Genomic DNA, 17,342 nt, shown 5'->3' on the forward strand with positions numbered 1-17,342 from the left:
AGTGAGTCACAAAAAAACAAAATGCCATTTTTACAAAATAAGCATCTTACAAAACCTTACTCACAATTTTTCCATCAGCCACTTGAGTTGTAATGAAGTCCCCTTGATTGACATCTTTCACGCTAACAATGGCTTTACCTTGCGGATTTTCCGCAATAGAATAACCTCTTGCCAAGACTTTCAACGGGCTTAAGCCATCCAATTTTCCGCATAACGTTGCCAGTTTATTTTGACGTTCCGTCACTTGCCGATTTATGCTGAAATTTAACCGCACTTGAAGTTGTTCTAAATGCTGTTGATGACGTTGCACTTGATATGGCAATGGATTTTGTTTTAAACGAACAGAAAGTGCGGTGAATTTTTGTTGTGTATTTTCAAACTGACGCAATATTGCAAGTTGCAAGCGATGCGTAAGCTGTTCATTTTTCGCTTGTTGAGCACGTAGCTGATTCTGCGGATGCTGATTTTGCAATCGTAAGGCAAGCTGTTTCAAACGCTGGCTTTTTCGTGTAAATAAACGATCAAATGCCATATCTAAACGTTGCTGTTGATGGCGAAGTTGTTGCAATAATTCATCTTGATTACGACTAACTAACTCTGCCGCAGCAGAAGGGGTCGGCGCACGAAGATCTGCAACAAAATCGGCAATCGTCACATCTGTTTCGTGACCTACCGCACTGATAATGGGTAAGGTTGAACGAAAAATCGCACGAGCCACTTCTTCTTCATTAAAACACCAAAGATCTTCTAATGAACCACCACCACGACCCACAATTAATACATCCACTTCTTGTCGCACATTAGCAAGTTCAATCATTTGCACAATTTCTGCAGTCGCCTCTTTGCCTTGAACTGCAGTGGGATAAATGACGACTTTTAAACTTGGATCACGGCGTGCCAAAATATGCAAAATATCCTGTAATGCCGCACCTGTAGAAGACGTAATAATCCCCACTGCTTTACTAAAGTGCGGTAGATTTTTCTTGAGATTTTGAGCAAACAATCCTTCCGCAGCCAATTTCATTTTTAACGCTTCAAATTGCTGTTGCAATAATCCCTCGCCTGCTGGGTGCATAGAATCAATAATAAGTTGATAATCGCCGCGAGGCTCATATAAACTCACATTGGCACGCACAAGCACTTGCATTCCATTTTGTGGACGAAAAGCAACACGCAAATTTTTCATACGAAACATTGCACAACGCATCTGTGCATTTTCATCTTTCAGCGTTAAATACCAATGCCCAGACACGGGTTGCGTAAAATTGGAAATTTCCCCTGTTAGCCAAATTTGGGAAAAATGCCCCTCCAACATCTGGCGCGCAGCAGAGTTGAGTTGAGAGACGGAATAAATATTGTCTGACATATTATTCAATTAACACCCAACCATCATCAACCCAGTTACAAATGGAATCCAACAACAAATCCATTGAGGTTTCAGGATCTTCAGTTTCATTTACTAAACTTGATAAAAATGCCCAATCTAAACTTTCGCCGTCAGATAAGCGTTTTAACACTTCGCTTTCAATTACATTAAGTTCATCTAACCATTCGCCGTTCGCATAAATTCGCAGCGGATTTTCGGTGTAAAGCAATTTACAATTGTTGTCTTGAGAAAGGAATGCACCATCTTCTTCTAACATTGACCGCACTTCATCAGGATCGCACATTTCATCAGAGACTAATAACTCGTAACGACGAGAACTTACCGCACTTGCCACAGCTTGTTTAAATAACGCATCGAAAGCTTTTGAATTAGCCAATTTATCTAATAAAAGCTGTTTCATTGCTTGAATATTTTCATCCGCAAGTTTACCTGTACGTTGTACAGACTGGCTTAAACGTAGCGGTAAATCAAATTCGCTTAAATTCAAATCAGGATCTTGATGACAAAATCCTTTACTTACGCTATCAATCAAATTACTTAAATTCGGATAACGCAAACCAAAAGAGAAGGTTAAACAATCATCTTCAGCCACGCCATAATGTGCCATACGGGCTGGAATATACAAAATATCCCCTGGATTCATCACTTCATCAATGACTAATTCGCCCATATCATCAAAAATTCGGATCGATTGATTGGGTTTAAATTCAGTGCTTGCATCACACCATTTACCCACTTGCCAACGACGATGACCATAGCCTTGCACTAAAAATACATCATATTCATCATAATGCTTACCGACAGAACCTCCTTTCGGCGCGTAAGACACCATAATATCGTCACGTTGCCATTGAGGAATAAAGCCAAATTTGTTCCAAAGTTGTCCTAATTCAGGCGACCATTGCTCCAAATTTTGAACCAACACCGACCATTTTTCTGGCAATTTTTGGAAATCCTTTTCGCTCAAAGGGCTAAAAAAAACTTTCCAATCATCATCAGAAAATGTTTTCACTAAACGAGCGGTGACATCTTCATTTTGTGCAAGCTCAATAATATCTTGTGGCTCAAACTGCCCAACAATTTCAGGCAAACCGTTACGAATTACAAGTGGCTTTTTCTGCCAATAATCACGTAGAAAAATTTCTGGCGTGATATGTTCAGGTAAACAAAAATCAACAGATGAAAGTGCGGTCATTTTTAAGCTCCTTTTTCTTTGTCTTTGGCTGCAGCTTGCTCTGCTGCACGTTTACGGCGAATTTCTTTCGGATCAGCAAGTAATGGACGATAAATTTCAATACGATCGCCCTCTTTTAATACATCAGTCAATTTTATTGGACGACTGAAAATCCCAATTTTATTTATGCTCAAATCAATCTCTGGAAATTGGCTTAAAATCCCTGATTGCATAATCGCCGTTTGCACGGTAATTCCTTCATCAACTTGAAAAGATTTCAAATAATAACGTTCGGGAAAAGCATAAGCGATTTCAATGTTAATCTGATTCATTTTTACTTCTTTGTTAAAAAATTTTAGCCATTATAACGGAAAAGTGCGGTGACTTTTAATGATAAATCACGAGCAATAAATTACCTCTTTGTTTCCGCCTTATAGATTGAGAATTTAAGGCTTTTTCGCTACAATACGCCACTATTTTTTACATCATCAAATTTTTACATCATCAAATAAAAATGTCAGAAATAAAACTCATTGTTGGTTTAGGCAATCCTGGCGAAAAATATACCGATACACGCCACAATGCAGGCGAATGGCTTATTGAACGCTTGGCACGTCGTTTTAACGTTTCGCTAAATCCAGAAAGTAAATTCTTCGGAAAAACTGCCCGCACTTTAGTGAATGGAAAAGAAGTACGCCTTTTAGTACCAACAACTTTTATGAATTTAAGCGGTAAAGCAGTTGGGGCATTGGCAAGTTTTTACCGTATTAAACCTGAAGAAATTTTAGTGATTCATGATGAATTAGATTTACCACCTGGCACAGCGAAACTCAAACAAGGCGGTGGGCACGGCGGACATAACGGCTTAAAAGATATTGTGGCTCAACTGGGCAATAACAATAATTTCTACCGTTTACGCATTGGCATTGGGCATCCAGGCCATCGTGATTTAGTGGCAGGTTATGTTTTAAATAAACCATCTCCAGCAGATCGCAATGCACTTGAAAAAGTGTTAGATGAAGCAACTGATTGTGTAGAAATGATTTTCAAAGATGGAATGATCAAAGCGACCAATCGTTTAAACAGTTTTAAAATTTAAAAGTGCGGTTAGTTTTACAACCGTTTTACTCAAAATAAGGGAAAAATTATGGGATTCAAATGTGGTATTGTGGGATTGCCAAATGTCGGCAAATCTACTCTTTTTAACGCACTCACTAAAGCTGGCATTGAAGCCGCAAACTATCCATTCTGTACTATCGAACCAAATACGGGTGTCGTGCCAATGCCAGATCCACGTTTAGATGCATTGGCAGAAATCGTTAAGCCTGAACGCATATTACCTACCACGATGGAATTCGTGGACATCGCAGGCTTAGTTGCGGGAGCAAGTAAAGGCGAGGGCTTGGGTAACAAATTCCTCGCTAATATTCGTGAAACCGATGCGATAGGTCACGTAGTGCGTTGTTTTGAAAACGATGACATTGTACACGTTGCAGGGAAAATTGATCCGCTTGATGATATTGAAACTATCAACACTGAATTAGCCTTAGCAGACTTAGACAGTTGTGAACGAGCGATCCAACGTTTACAAAAACGTGCCAAAGGTGGCGATAAGGAAGCTAAATTTGAACTTTCCGTTATGGAAAAAATCCTTCCTGTGCTGGAAAATGCTGGAATGATTCGTTCTGTTGGGTTAGATAAAGAAGAATTGCAAGCAATCAAGAGTTACAACTTCTTAACGTTAAAACCAACAATGTATATCGCAAACGTAAATGAAGATGGCTTTGAAAATAATCCATACTTAGATTGCGTTCGTGAAATTGCTGAAAAAGAAGGGGCAGTGGTTGTTCCAGTATGTGCTGCGATTGAATCTGAAATTGCAGAACTTGATGATGAAGAAAAAGTCGAGTTTTTACAAGATTTAGGCATTGAAGAACCAGGATTGAACCGAGTAATTCGTGCAGGATATGCGCTTTTAAATCTTCAAACTTATTTCACTGCTGGCGTAAAAGAAGTACGAGCTTGGACAGTTTCAGTCGGCGCAACCGCACCAAAAGCAGCAGCTGTAATCCACACTGACTTTGAAAAAGGCTTTATCCGAGCAGAAGTTATCGCTTATGAAGACTTTATCCAATTCAACGGTGAAAACGGTGCAAAAGAAGCAGGTAAATGGCGTTTAGAAGGCAAAGATTACATCGTACAAGATGGCGATGTAATGCATTTCCGATTCAACGTATAAAAACACACAAAAAATCACCGCACTTTTGACGCATAAATCAAGGTGCGGTTTATATTTTTATTAAAGGAATATTATGTCATCTATTAAATATCGTCCAGAAATTGATGGACTACGCGCAATTGCTGTTATTTCAGTCATTATTTATCATCTTAATGAAAACTGGTTATCTGGTGGTTTTCTTGGGGTGGATATTTTCTTTGTTATTTCTGGGTTTCTGATTACGGGTATTATTATCACAGAAATTCAACAGAATTCTTTTTCGCTTAAACAATTTTATACTCGACGTATTAAACGAATTTATCCTGCTTTTATTACAGTGATGGCATTAGTGTCTTTCATTGCGTCTGCTATTTTTATTTATAATGATTTCAATAAATTAAGAAAAACCATTGAATTAGCTATTGCATTCCTATCTAATTTCTATCTAGGATTAACACAAGGTTATTTTGATTTAAGTGCGAATGAAAACCCTGTATTACATATTTGGTCATTAGCCGTAGAAGAACAATACTATCTTATTTTTCCACTTATCCTCATTTTAGCTTATAAAAAATTTAGAGAAATTAAAGTATTATTTATTATAACGCTAATTTTGTTTTTTATTTTACTTGCGACATCTTTTGTTTCAGCTAACTTTTACAAAGAAGTATTGCATCAGCCTAATATTTATTATCTCTCTAATCTCAGATTTCCTGAATTACTTGTAGGATCTTTGTTGGCAATTTATCATAATCTTTCAGCAAGCAAGCAAGCAAGCAAGCAAGCAAGCAAGCAAGCAAGCAAGCAATGTTATTGCAATATTAAGTACATTACTATTATTTTTCTGCTTATTTTTAATGAATAATAATATTGCATATATTCCTGGTATTACTTTAATTCTTCCTTGTATTTTTACAGCATTAATTATTCATACCACATCACAAAATAACATCGTTAAATTATGTTTATCTAATAAAGCAATAGTGTTTATTGGAAAAATTTCTTATTCTCTTTATTTATATCATTGGATTTTTATTGCGTTTGCTTATTATATAACGGGCGAAAAACAAATTAATAATCAATCTATCGCTATAGTAATAATATTAACAATAATTTTTTCAGTTCTAAGTTATTATTTAATCGAACAACCAATTAGAAAATCGAAACTAAACTTTAAACAAAGTTTTCTTTATATTTATTTTATTCCTTCTCTTTTACTCTTAGGATTTAATCTTTATAAAAGACAAACAATACGAGCTGAAAAAGAACATATTGAACAAGCAATTCCTGTTTCTAATGAAAATCATTATCCTGCTAAGGTCATTATTTTAGGCGATTCTCATTCTTCACATTTAGAAGCTTTTCTAAACTATGTGGGAAATAAAGAAGGCTGGAAAGCAGATATTTTCAAAGATAAATTTGAATGTAGCTTTATTGTGAATGAACAATATCAATTAGATCCTAATTGCCAATCTGTATGGCAGAAAGATTCTCAATATAAAGCGATATTTATTTCAGCATTTTATGACTTGAGAATGGGCGGACAGCCAGTACCTCGTTTTAGACCCGAAACTTTCATTGAACCAGACTTTAAAGCGCGTTTTAAAAACACAGTGAAACAACTAGCGATGCAAAAGCCCGTATATGTTTTTGCTAATAATAGCTCAGTAAGTCGTTCTCCGCTGCGTGGTTATTTATTAGAAAATTATGGACTTGAAAAATATTTGGAACCAATTCGTAGAATGGGCGATATTGATGCGAGTAACAAAATTATTCATGATTTAGTCAAAGATATTCCTAATGTTTATTGGGTAGATGCTCAACAGTATTTACCAAAAGATAGTGTTATGGCAGAAGGAAAATACTTGTACGCTGATCAAGATCACCTAACAAATTTTGGTGCTTACTATATGGCAAAAGAATTTAGTAAATACCAACGAGTGATGACACCTGAACAAGTGAAAAAACTCTATGAGTAAAAACTAAAAGCGTTGAGCTATTTGCCCAACGCTTTTTTATATTTACCTAAGTTCATCAACTAACTTTTCACCAATAGGTTTTCGCCATCCAATCAGCAACTCTGGTAGTGTATCTTGAGAACAATCATATTTCCAAACCCATTTAATCAATTCTTCCAAAGTGCGTTTACTTGCAACGATTTCAGGGGCTAAACCTTCTGGTGTTAGGCTATTCACTTTTTCTTGTAATAATCGAATTGTTTTTTTATAACGAGGATCTTCAGAAATACGTTCAATAGATTTTGGATAGTCATTAGACGAAATACGTCTTGCTTGAGAAAGTAATTGTAGAATTTTCTTACCACGTACACGCACTTCATTTTCAGTTAATCCCATTTCCAACATTTCAGATGTATTGCGTGGATTATTCTTTGCCACTTTCCAAAGATGTTCTGATTTCACAATATAAGAAAGTGCTAAATCACGTTCTATTGCCACGTTTTGTCGCCACTGCCCCAAAACTCTTAAACGAGACAATTCTAATGGATTTAATTTCCAAGCATTTGGAATATCTAAATACGCTTTTTCTGAATCTCGTTCTTGTAATTTATGCGTTTTAGCAAGAACAAGTTCGCAATCATCTCTTACTGCTTGTTCCCAAGGTGTTTTCGCTAACTCTTTTTCAAGAATATGATAAAGCGGCAACAAATACCAAACATCGCCTGCGGCATATTGAAGTTGAATATCAGAAAGGGGGCGTTTGATCCAATTGGTACGAGTTGCGCCTTTATCGATTTCTATATTTAAATATTGTTGTGCTAATTTTGCTAATCCTGCTGATGTGCCAAGCCCAAGAAAGCGTGCCATAATTTGTGTATCAATCATTGGGCGTGGAAGCTGATCAAATTCTTGTAAGAAAACCAATAAATCTTCACTACAAGAATGTAAGATTTTTAATACCTTAGGGTTGGATAACAATGCGACAAAAGGCGAAAAATCCGTAATCGCTAAAGGATCAATTAAAGAGACGCGTTCGCCATCATAAAGCTGGATTAATCCCAGCTTAGGAAAATAAGTGGAAACACGCATAAATTCTGTATCTAGGGCAACCGCACTTTTCATCTGAGCCAAATTACAAATTTCCAATAGTGCAGCATTATCCGAAATGACTCTAAAGTGCGGTGGATTTTGACATTCTTTTATCATAGTGATTTTTTTATTTGAAAAGAACAAAAATGGGATATTGCTATCCCATTTTGACATTAATGTTTTGGACGTTTTGCGATCTCTTCATCGCGTAAAACCCGACGTAAAATCTTGCCAACATTAGTTTTTGGCAGTTCGTCTCGGAACTCAATTTCTTTTGGCACTTTATAGCCTGTGAGATATTGACGACAATGGTTGCGAAGTTCGTCACGAGTTAAACTATCGTCTTTTTTCACCACAAAGATTTTTATCGTTTCGCCAGAAACTGCGTGAGGAACACCAATTGCCACAGCCTCAGACACTTTGTAATTCAGCATAACGACATCTTCAATTTCATTTGGATAGACATTAAAGCCAGAAACCAAAATTATATCTTTTTTACGATCTACAATGCGTAAGCTATATGATTCATCCATAATGACAATATCGCCAGTTGCCATCCAACCGTCTTTTAACACTTCACTCGTTGCTTCAGGTCGTTGCCAATAACCTTGCATTACTTGATCGCCTTTCACCCATAATTCGCCAGCTTCGCCAATTTTTGCATCAGAGCCATCATCTTTAATGATTTTTATATCCGTATTTGGCACTGGCACACCAATAGTGCCATTATGTTTCACAACATTAATCGGACAAGCGGCGATTAATGGCGAACACTCCGTCATTCCATAACCTTCAATGATGTTACAGCCCGTCAATTCGTGCCAACGTGTTGCCACTGATTGTTGAATAGCCATACCGCCACCTACAGAAAGTTTTAAAGCCGAAAAATCAACTTCTTTGAAATTTTCATTATTTAACAAGGCATTAAATAAGGTATTCACACCAGTGATTGCTTCAAAACGGTATTTTTTCAACTCTTTCACAAATCCTTCAATATCTCTCGGATTAGTAATTAAAATCGCCGTGATACCTAACTCTAAAAATAATAAGCAGTTTACCGTTAAGGCAAATACGTGATAAAGAGGCAAGGCTAAAATAGCTGAACGAGTGCGAGAATGATCGCCAATAAATGGCTCTGCAATCCATTTTGCTTGGAAGACATTGGTTATAATATTTCCGTGCGTCAGCATCGCACCTTTCGCCACGCCAGTTGTACCGCCAGTATATTGTAAAAAGGCTAAATCCTCACGCGATATTTCTGGACGAACATATTGGCGATATTTACCAATACTCAATACTTCACGGAATGTTACTGCGTGCGGTAATTTATATTTCGGCACGAGTTTTTTCACATATTTTACGACGAAATTGACTAAAGTACGTTTACCAAATGAAAGTTGATCGCCCATTCGGGTAAGAATAACGTGTTTAACATTGGTATTGAAAACGACTTTTTCCAAGGTAGAAGCAAAATTTGATACCACGACAATCGCTACCGCACCACTATCTTGCAACTGGAGCTCTAATTCTCTCGGTGTGTAAAGAGGATTGACATTTACTGCAATTAAGCCAGCCCGTAAAATACCAAAAAGTGCGATAGGATATTGCAATAAATTTGGCATCATTAATGCCACGCGATCTCCACGTTGAAGTTTAAATTCATTTTGCAAATATGCGGCAAATGCACGACTGCGTTCTTCTAATTTACGGAAAGTAAGTACTTGCCCCATATTAATGTAAGCGGGGCGATCTGGATGTTCGCGCACTGCTTTGTCGAACATATCCAAAATAGATTCATATTTTGAGGTATCTAGAAATTTTTCAGAACCTTCTGGATAATTTTGAAACCAAATTTTTTCCATTTTTTATCCTAATTTGTTGGAAAATCTTTAAGATTTTATCATTTAATTCAAATAATAGTGAATTTCAGGCTGAACATACCAAGGGCGATATCTCCATCTAAAAAATCCCCAATCATCGTCTTCATCCCAATCATCTGTTGGATAATCATAGGTGGTACTGAGTGTCCAAATACGGTATTTATCCGCTTGAACAACAGGATAAGTATAATCAGCTTGTTCTATTTTGCCTTTCTCTGTTCCAGCTAATTGACCGCCTACAGTAATATAACGTTCTTTTAAATTTTCAGGCTCAACAAAACCGTTGAAATACACGATAAAGCGACCATCGGATTGCAATTCAACAAATGGTTTAGCTGAAATTGATGATACGGGTAAACTTAACACTTCAATTTTTGTTTGATTTGCTAAAACGGTAGTATTGATAATTTTTCCTCCAAGTCGAACTGTTTTACAATGACAGGTCAAATCCTGAGGAGAAATCTCGCGATAGGAATTAATTGAGAATCGCTCTTTTTCTAACCCTTTTGGTGGTGCAATACAGCCCGTTAATCCGAAACAAAGTGCGGTAAAAAATAAGGTGATTTTTCCTTTCATTTTCTATCCTCCAGTTATTTAAACTTATTCACGTCCTGGTAATTTTTTCCAAGTAACTTCGTTTCGCAAATAAATCGGTTCAATCTCTAAAGCTGAAATTGTGTGTTTTTGCAAGTATTCTACCCGTGCAAGTTCTAACATATATAAGGCATTAGGTAATGCTATATCTGAGCCAGTTAGATTTTTTTCAGTAAATTGAGAATAAGCAGCCCAACCTGTCCCGACTCTAAATGTGTTATCATCTCGAAGCTGTTTAATTGCTTGTTCAGGGGAACAAACTTGTTCGCTAATGATTTCTCGCCATTGAAAAACTTCCCCAAAATCTGACCGCACTTTTTCTCTCACTACTTGAGAAAAATAGACTTCGTTCATTCTCGCATCAATCGCTGCAACAACATTTTCTGCTTGATGTAATTCAAATGCCGCCTGTGCCATTGCGGTTAAATTTGAAATTGGAATGACAGGCAAATCCGCACCAAACGCTAAACCTTGTGTAATCCCCGCACCAACACGAACACCAGTAAAACTACCAGGCCCGCACCCAAAAGCTAAAGCATCAACTTGATTTAAACCTAAACCCGAATTTGCCAAAATTTCATCGATCATAGGTAAAATTCGTTTAGTGTGTGTGCGTTGGGCTAGTTCATTAATATGTGTTTTCTCACCACGATACAATAAAGCGACAGAACAGGCTTCAGTAGAGGTGTCCAACGCCAATAAAGTTAAATTTTGCATTATTATTCTCGTTTACTTATTTTGTAAGAATTGTATCACTTTGTTGAGATCACGGGTACGACTTGAGTTAGGTAAACTTTTCAAAAAAGTTTCGCCATAATTGCGCATTACTAATCGATTATCACAAATAATCACAACGCCACGATCTGTAACATCACGAATTAAACGTCCAACGCCTTGTTTCAAGGTAATTACCGCTTCAGGAATTTGAATATCATTGAATGGATCGCCACCTTGCAAACGACAATCCTCAATGCGAGCTTTCAACAAAGGTTCATCTGGCGCGGTAAAGGGAAGTTTATCAATAATCACTAAAGAAAGTGCATCGCCGCGTACATCTACACCTTCCCAAAAGCTAGAAGTTGCCACCAAAACGCTATGCGTTTCTTTTATAAATTGTTCGAGTAATTTGCCTTTTGAGGTTTCGCCTTGTAATAAAATCGAAAGATGACTTTTTTCACGGAAATATTCTGCTAAACCACGCATCATTGAATAAGAAGTGCAAAGAACAAAACAACGCCCTTTGTTTGCTTCAATCACGGGTAATAACATTTCGCCTAGTGAATTTAATGTATTCACTTGATTGGTATTCGGCAAATATCGAGGCACACAAAGCAAAGATTGTTCAGGATAATTAAAGGGACTATATAAAATTTTTTGTGTCGCATTTTCAATGCCTAAACGTTGGCAGAAATGATTAAAAGTTCCCCCCACTTCTAATGTCGCAGATGTGAATATCCAAGCGGCTTCTTTCGCTTCCAGCTGAGCACCAAATTTATCGGCCACCGTCAATGGCGTAATATGTAAACCAAACTGGCGACCATTTCCTTCATACCAATAACAATAACCCACAATATTTGTTTCTGATAAACGTTTGAGTTGGATTTTAATGGATTCAACACGCTCAAAAATACTGTCTAAAGTTTGGGAACGACCAAGTGCTAATTTAATTACTTCAGATAAAAAATCTATTTTCTCTTGTAATAATTCAAAGGCTTTTTTCACCGCACTTTGCGTGTAAAGCTCACGCCAATTTCCTCGAACATTACTCCCATTACCCAGTAATAAACGAAAATCTTGTACCACTTTCAGTAAGGTATCAGATGTTGTGCCAAGCTGCTGCATATCTTTAAGTTCTGTGCGGTAAACAATATTAATATCCTTACACAAATCAAAAAGCTGGCGTGATGTTAAAGATTGACCAAAATATTGACTGGCAATATCGGGTAACTGATGAGCTTCGTCAAAAATAATCACTTCTGCATTTGGAATAAGTTCGCCAAAACCACTTTCTTTCACAGCCATATCAGCAAAAAATAAATGATGATTAACTACAACCAAATCCGCATTTAATGCTTTTTTACGCGCACTTGCTACATAACATTCTGAATAATTAGGGCAATCGGTGCCTAAACAACTTTCCGCTGTACTCGTCAGTTGAGGAATAATTGGGCTATCTTCTGCAAGCTCGATACATTCTGTGAAATCGCCTGTTTTAGTACTATTATTCCATTTTCGTACTTTACTTAATTCAGCTAAAACAGACTTATCTCCAAGCACACCTTGAGCAATCACTTGATCTAAACGCTCTAAACAAAGATAGTTTGCCCGACCTTTTAGCAACGCAATTTTTCCCGTGAAATTAAGGGCTTTTTTAATAGCTGGAAGATCTCGATTAAAAAGCTGATCTTGAAGATTTTTAGATCCTGTAGAAATAATGGTTTTTTTACCAAAAACTAAAGCAGGCGCGAGATATGCAAAGGTTTTTCCTGTCCCCGTTCCAGCTTCAACTACAAGAGAAGATTTATTTTGAATTGCTTTACCTACAGCATATGCCATTTCAAGTTGTTCAGCTCGAGGACGAAAACCTTTGATATTTTGGCTTAATTCGCCATTTAGTGAGAAAATATTGGCAATTTGATTTTCGTAATCCATCTAGTAAAACATATTTTTAAAGTAAATAACCGCAAAGATTGTCGCATAGAAACGCTAAATATCAAGAATAAAAATACTGGTGGCTTAAGATTACATAGAGGTTATTTTTAAAGAACGGTTATGTTTTGAATAGATTTTGCTCAATTAGAAAGGTTAAAAATGATTTGTCATTACCTTATCTTTTGCTAGTCAGGCTAAAAGTGCGGTAAAAATTTTAGATGTTTTAAAATGAATAAAATCTTATTGAGTTTTTTCATAGATAGCTTGCTTATCCCAAAAACTGGTTCTAGAATACACGGCTTATTGCGACCAATTGGGTGAGAATATGTTGGATAATTGCTTTTCTTTTCCTGTTCGTGTGTATTATGAAGATACTGATGCAGGTGGCGTAGTGTATCACGCTCGCTATTTGCATTTTTTTGAACGAGCAAGAACAGAATATTTGCGTACATTAAATTTTACGCAACAAACCTTACTAGAGGAACAACAACTCGCATTTGTTGTCAAAACGCTCGCCATTGATTATTGCGTGGCAGCAAAATTGGATGATTTACTTATGGTGGAAACAGAGGTTTCAGAAGTAAAAGGGGCTACAATCCTTTTTGAACAGAGACTGATGCGCAACACCCTGATGTTATCAAAGGCTACTGTTAAGGTAGCCTGTGTTGATCTAGGCAAGATGAAACCTGTGGCGTTTCCCAAAGAAGTTAAAGCGGCGTTTCATCACTTAAAATAATTTTTCGGAGTATGCAATGACTGCAGAATTGAATTTTTTAGATCTTTTTCTAAAAGCAAGTATTGTTGTGCAACTGGTAATTGTGATTTTGATTTCTTTCTCAATCATATCTTGGGCAATTATTATTCAACGTAGCCGTATTTTAACGAATGCCTTAAAAGAAGCACGTACGTTTGAAGATCGTTTCTGGTCAGGAGAAGATTTAAATAAACTTTATGAAGGGCTATCTAATCGTCGCGATGGATTAACGGGCAGCGAACAAATTTTTTGCGTGGGATTTAAAGAATTTTCACGTTTAAAACAAGTAAATCCAGACGCACCTGAAGCGATTATTAAAGGCACAATGCGTGCGATGAATCTTGCGATGAACCGTGAGATTGAAAGTTTGGAAAACCGAGTTCCATTTTTAGCCACAGTGGCATCTGTTAGCCCTTATATTGGTTTATTTGGAACTGTTTGGGGTATCATGCACGCTTTTATGGCATTAAGTGGTGCAAAACAAGCAACGTTACAGATGGTAGCGCCAGGTATCGCCGAAGCGTTGATTGCCACTGCGATTGGTTTATTTGCCGCAATTCCTGCAGTAATGGCTTATAACCGTTTAAGTTTACGAGTGAATGCCATTGAACAAGATTACGGTAATTTTATTGATGAATTTACGACGATTTTACACCGTCAAGCCTTTGGTAAAGCCCCTCACTAAAAATAGGGAAAATTGACCGCACTTTGAAGAAAAAGTGCGGTAAAAATAAGTTAAAATTTTAGAGGAATATATGGCTCGTCGTCAGCGTAAAGCAATTAAATCTGAAATTAATATTGTGCCTTTTTTAGATGTGCTTTTAGTTTTAGTGTTAATTTTTATGGCAACCGCCCCTATTATTAGTCAAAGCGTTCAAGTTGAATTGCCTGATTCTGTGCAAAGCCAAGAGGTTTCTAATGAAGATAAAGTCCCCGTCATTCTTGAAGTGGCAGGTATTGGAAAATATGCGATTTCTATTGGCGGAGAACGTCAAGAAGGTTTAACAGAAGAAATGGTTACTCAATTATCTAGACAGGAATTTGATAAGGATAATAATACGCTATTTTTAGTAGGCGGAGCTAAAGAAGTGCCTTATGAAGAAGTGATTAAGGCATTGAATTTACTTCATCTTGCAGGCATTAAATCTGTAGGTTTAATGACAAATCCCATTTAGCTAAGTAGGTAACACGTGCAAAATAATCGACAAAAGAAAGGAATCAATGCTTTTGCTATTTCTATCCTTTTGCACTTTATCTTGTTTGGCTTATTGATTTTAAGTTCGCTTTATCACACCGTTGAAATTATGGGTGGTGGAGAAGGTGAAGGAGATGTAATAGGGGCAGTGATTGTTGATACGGGTACGGCTGCTCAGGAATGGGGGCGTATTCAACAACAAAAAAAAGGGCAATCGGATAAACAAAAACGCCCAGAACCTGTTGTGGAAGAAAAACCACCTGAGCCTAATCAAGAAGAGATTAAGCATCAACAAGAAGTTCAACGACAAGAAGAGTTAAAACGTCAGCAAGAACAGCAACGTCAGCAAGAAATAAAAAAACAACAAGAGCAAGCTCGTCAAGAAGCGTTGGAAAAACAGAAGCAAGCTGAAGAGGCTAGGGCTAAACAAGCGGCTGAAGCTGCAAAATTAAAAGCAGATGCAGAGGCTAAACGTTTAGCTGCTGCGGCAAAACAAGCTGAAGAAGAGGCTAAAGCGAAAGCAGCAGAAATTGCTGCTCAAAAAGCAAAACAAGAGGCAGAAGCTAAGGCGAAAGTAGAAGCGGAAGCTAAGGCGAAAGTAGAAGCGGAAGCTAAGGCAAAAGCCGCCGCTGAAGCTAAAGCAAAGGCTGAAGCGGAGGCAAAAGCAAAAGCTGATGCAGAAGCTAAAGCTGCTACGGAAGCGAAACGTAAAGCAGATCAAGCAAGCCTAGATGATTTCTTAAATGGCGGAGATATTGGTGGCGGCAGTGCATCTAAAGGGGGAAACATAAATAAAGGTGGAACTCAAGGTAGCGGTGCTGCACTTGGCTCTGGCGATGGTGGTAAGGTTGGGGATCAATACGCAGGTGTAATTAAGAAAGAGATTCAACGTCGTTTCTTAAAAGATCCAAGTTTTGCAGGAAAGGTTTGTCGTATTAAAATTCAATTAGGTCGAGATGGTGCAATCTTGGGGTATCAAAAAATTTCAGGCTCTGATGATATTTGTTCAGCTGCATTAAGTGCGGTGGCTAGAACGAAAAAAGTTCCAGCTGCGCCATCGGATGAAATTTATGAAAAATATAAATCACCAATTATTGACTTTGATATTCGATAATTCTTTAGAAAAATTTATTGTTAAATTTTAAAGGTAACAAAATGAAATTATTAAAATGTTTAGTGAGCGTATTAGCGATTGTACTTGCTGTTGGAAGCAATGCATTCGCTGGCGATGAAGTACGCATTGTCATTGATGAAGGGGTTGATGGTGCGCGCCCTATCGCTGTCGTACCATTTGTTGGTTCTGCACCAGAAGATATTAGTAAAATTGTTGCAGATGATTTACGTAACAGTGGTAAGTTTAATCCTATTGCGGTGTCTCAAATGCCTCAACACCCAACTTCAGCTGCAGAGGTAAATCCTGAGGCTTGGTCGAATATTGGAATTGACGCAATTGTAATTGGACAAGTGGTTCCATCGGGTAATGGTTATAGTATTACTTATCAATTAATTGATACGGTTGGTGCATCAGGTACGCCAGGGACTGTATTAATGCAAAATAGCTATACAGTAACAAATAAATGGTTACGCTATGGCGCGCATACTGTGAGTGATGAAGTTTTTGAAAAATTAACTGCGATCCGTGGTGCCTTTAGAACTCGTATCGCTTATGTTGTGCAAAAAAATGGCGGTTCGCAACCTTATGAAGTTCGTGTAGCAGATTATGATGGCTATAATCAATTTATCGTCAATCGTAGTGCCCAACCAATTATGTCTCCAGCTTGGTCTCCAGACGGCCAGCGTTTGGCTTATGTATCGTTTGAAAATAAAAAATCACAACTTGTTGTACAGGATTTAAATTCTGGCGCACGTAAAGTAGTGGCATCTTTTCAAGGGCATAATGGCGCACCAGCCTTTTCGCCAGATGGTTCTCGTTTAGCTTTTGCTTCTTCTCGTGATGGTGTTCTGAATATTTACGTTATGGGAGCAAATGGCGGTACACCTACTCAATTGACGAGTGGTGCGGGTAATAATACTGAACCAGCGTGGTCGCCAGACGGAAATTCAATTTTATTTACATCCGATAGAAGTGGTTCGCCACAAGTTTATCGAATGGATGCAAGCGGTGGTAGCGCAACAGCAGTGGGTGGTCGCGGCAGCGCGCAAATTAGTGCAGATGGAAAAACACTTGTGATGATTAATGGTAACAATAATGTAGTTAAACAAGATCTCACAACGGGCGTTTCAGAGGTACTTAGTACATCTTTTCTAGGCGAAAGTCCAAGCCTCTCTCCAAATGGAATTATGATTATTTATAGTTCTACACAGGGCTTAGGAAAGGTGCTACAATTGGTTTCTGCAGATGGTCGCTTTAAGGCTAGCCTTCCAGGAAGTGATGGCCAAGTTAAATTTCCAGCTTGGTCTCCATACTTAACTAAATAAAA

At 37.5% G+C, this 17,342-nt stretch carries 15 protein-coding genes and 1 pseudogene; 8 read left to right on the forward strand and 8 right to left on the reverse strand.

Features of this window, described 5'->3' with window-relative positions; genetic code table 11:
* Positions 1-46: 46 nt before the first annotated feature.
* The 3 genes from xseA to DQN49_RS03670 are packed head-to-tail and all read right to left on the reverse strand — an operon-like array spanning position 47 to position 2,893.
* Positions 47-1,366, reverse strand: a complete 1,320-nt coding sequence (gene xseA, locus DQN49_RS03660) for an exodeoxyribonuclease VII large subunit (RefSeq protein ID WP_006995099.1) — start codon at positions 1,364-1,366, stop codon at positions 47-49.
* 1 nt (position 1,367) lies between these two features.
* A complete protein-coding gene (locus DQN49_RS03665; protein WP_006995098.1) occupies positions 1,368-2,582 on the reverse strand; it encodes a ribosomal protein uL16 3-hydroxylase in 1,215 nt (404 codons plus the stop codon).
* Positions 2,583-2,584: 2 nt separating this feature from the next.
* On the reverse strand, positions 2,585-2,893 hold the full coding sequence (locus DQN49_RS03670) for an RnfH family protein (protein ID WP_006995097.1): 309 nt from the start codon (positions 2,891-2,893) through the stop codon (positions 2,585-2,587).
* Positions 2,894-3,075: 182 nt separating this feature from the next.
* Here DQN49_RS03670 and pth point away from each other — a divergent pair, with 182 nt between their 5' ends.
* From pth to DQN49_RS03685, 3 genes and pseudogenes are all read left to right on the forward strand, one after another.
* Entirely contained in the window at positions 3,076-3,660 is a 585-nt protein-coding gene (gene pth, locus DQN49_RS03675) for an aminoacyl-tRNA hydrolase (RefSeq protein WP_006995096.1), read from the forward strand.
* 48 nt (positions 3,661-3,708) lie between these two features.
* Positions 3,709-4,800 carry a redox-regulated ATPase YchF gene (gene ychF, locus DQN49_RS03680; protein WP_005649212.1) on the forward strand — a complete coding sequence of 364 codons (1,092 nt, stop codon included), beginning with the start codon at positions 3,709-3,711 and terminating at the stop codon, positions 4,798-4,800.
* A 73-nt stretch (positions 4,801-4,873) separates the two neighbouring features.
* Positions 4,874-6,758 (forward strand): annotated as a pseudogene (locus DQN49_RS03685) (acyltransferase family protein).
* 42 nt (positions 6,759-6,800) lie between these two features.
* Here the strand turns inward: DQN49_RS03685 and rnd are convergent.
* The 5 genes from rnd to DQN49_RS03710 are packed head-to-tail and all read right to left on the reverse strand — an operon-like array spanning position 6,801 to position 12,952.
* Positions 6,801-7,943 (reverse strand): ribonuclease D, encoded by a 1,143-nt coding sequence (rnd, locus tag DQN49_RS03690; protein WP_013526513.1) that lies wholly within the window; start codon positions 7,941-7,943, stop codon positions 6,801-6,803.
* A 56-nt stretch (positions 7,944-7,999) separates the two neighbouring features.
* A complete protein-coding gene (fadD, locus tag DQN49_RS03695; RefSeq protein ID WP_006995093.1) occupies positions 8,000-9,688 on the reverse strand; it encodes a long-chain-fatty-acid--CoA ligase FadD in 1,689 nt (562 codons plus the stop codon).
* Between the two features lie 42 nt (positions 9,689-9,730).
* Complete coding sequence (locus DQN49_RS03700) at positions 9,731-10,282, reverse strand: Slp family lipoprotein (RefSeq protein WP_006995092.1); 552 nt, start codon at positions 10,280-10,282, stop codon at positions 9,731-9,733.
* A 24-nt stretch (positions 10,283-10,306) separates the two neighbouring features.
* The gene (gene tsaB / locus DQN49_RS03705; protein WP_006995091.1) at positions 10,307-11,017 is read right to left on the reverse strand and encodes a tRNA (adenosine(37)-N6)-threonylcarbamoyltransferase complex dimerization subunit type 1 TsaB; all 711 of its coding nucleotides are present in this window, start codon (positions 11,015-11,017) and stop codon (positions 10,307-10,309) included.
* A 12-nt stretch (positions 11,018-11,029) separates the two neighbouring features.
* Positions 11,030-12,952: an ATP-dependent DNA helicase gene (locus DQN49_RS03710; RefSeq protein ID WP_006995090.1), complete on the reverse strand. Its 1,923-nt coding sequence runs from the start codon at positions 12,950-12,952 to the stop codon at positions 11,030-11,032.
* 325 nt (positions 12,953-13,277) lie between these two features.
* On the opposite strand from DQN49_RS03710, the gene ybgC reads away from it, so the two are divergent.
* From ybgC to tolB, 5 genes are all read left to right on the forward strand, one after another.
* Positions 13,278-13,688: a tol-pal system-associated acyl-CoA thioesterase gene (gene ybgC / locus DQN49_RS03715; RefSeq protein WP_005649192.1), complete on the forward strand. Its 411-nt coding sequence runs from the start codon at positions 13,278-13,280 to the stop codon at positions 13,686-13,688.
* A 16-nt stretch (positions 13,689-13,704) separates the two neighbouring features.
* A complete protein-coding gene (gene tolQ / locus DQN49_RS03720) occupies positions 13,705-14,391 on the forward strand; it encodes a protein TolQ (RefSeq protein WP_005649191.1) in 687 nt (228 codons plus the stop codon).
* A 70-nt stretch (positions 14,392-14,461) separates the two neighbouring features.
* Positions 14,462-14,881, forward strand: coding sequence for a colicin uptake protein TolR (tolR, locus tag DQN49_RS03725; protein ID WP_005649190.1), 420 nt, complete (start codon positions 14,462-14,464; stop codon positions 14,879-14,881).
* Between the two features lie 15 nt (positions 14,882-14,896).
* Positions 14,897-16,015 (forward strand): cell envelope integrity protein TolA, encoded by a 1,119-nt coding sequence (gene tolA / locus DQN49_RS03730; protein WP_006995089.1) that lies wholly within the window; start codon positions 14,897-14,899, stop codon positions 16,013-16,015.
* Positions 16,016-16,056: 41 nt separating this feature from the next.
* Positions 16,057-17,340, forward strand: a complete 1,284-nt coding sequence (gene tolB / locus DQN49_RS03735) for a Tol-Pal system beta propeller repeat protein TolB (RefSeq protein WP_006995088.1) — start codon at positions 16,057-16,059, stop codon at positions 17,338-17,340.
* The last annotated feature ends 2 nt before the right edge of the window (positions 17,341-17,342 follow it).

This window comes from Haemophilus aegyptius (assembly GCF_900475885.1).
In the GTDB taxonomy this organism is placed as follows: domain Bacteria; phylum Pseudomonadota; class Gammaproteobacteria; order Enterobacterales; family Pasteurellaceae; genus Haemophilus; species Haemophilus influenzae.

Coding starts and splice junctions, on each gene's coding strand:
- xseA (WP_006995099.1), bottom strand. CDS start 1,366: ATGTCAGACAATATTTATTCCGTCTCTCAACTCAACTCTGCTGCGCGC.
- DQN49_RS03665 (WP_006995098.1), bottom strand. CDS start 2,582: ATGACCGCACTTTCATCTGTTGATTTTTGTTTACCTGAACATATCACG.
- DQN49_RS03670 (WP_006995097.1), bottom strand. CDS start 2,893: ATGAATCAGATTAACATTGAAATCGCTTATGCTTTTCCCGAACGTTAT.
- pth (WP_006995096.1), top strand. CDS start 3,076: ATGTCAGAAATAAAACTCATTGTTGGTTTAGGCAATCCTGGCGAAAAA.
- ychF (WP_005649212.1), top strand. CDS start 3,709: ATGGGATTCAAATGTGGTATTGTGGGATTGCCAAATGTCGGCAAATCT.
- rnd (WP_013526513.1), bottom strand. CDS start 7,943: ATGATAAAAGAATGTCAAAATCCACCGCACTTTAGAGTCATTTCGGAT.
- fadD (WP_006995093.1), bottom strand. CDS start 9,688: ATGGAAAAAATTTGGTTTCAAAATTATCCAGAAGGTTCTGAAAAATTT.
- DQN49_RS03700 (WP_006995092.1), bottom strand. CDS start 10,282: ATGAAAGGAAAAATCACCTTATTTTTTACCGCACTTTGTTTCGGATTA.
- tsaB (WP_006995091.1), bottom strand. CDS start 11,017: ATGCAAAATTTAACTTTATTGGCGTTGGACACCTCTACTGAAGCCTGT.
- DQN49_RS03710 (WP_006995090.1), bottom strand. CDS start 12,952: ATGGATTACGAAAATCAAATTGCCAATATTTTCTCACTAAATGGCGAA.
- ybgC (WP_005649192.1), top strand. CDS start 13,278: ATGTTGGATAATTGCTTTTCTTTTCCTGTTCGTGTGTATTATGAAGAT.
- tolQ (WP_005649191.1), top strand. CDS start 13,705: ATGACTGCAGAATTGAATTTTTTAGATCTTTTTCTAAAAGCAAGTATT.
- tolR (WP_005649190.1), top strand. CDS start 14,462: ATGGCTCGTCGTCAGCGTAAAGCAATTAAATCTGAAATTAATATTGTG.
- tolB (WP_006995088.1), top strand. CDS start 16,057: ATGAAATTATTAAAATGTTTAGTGAGCGTATTAGCGATTGTACTTGCT.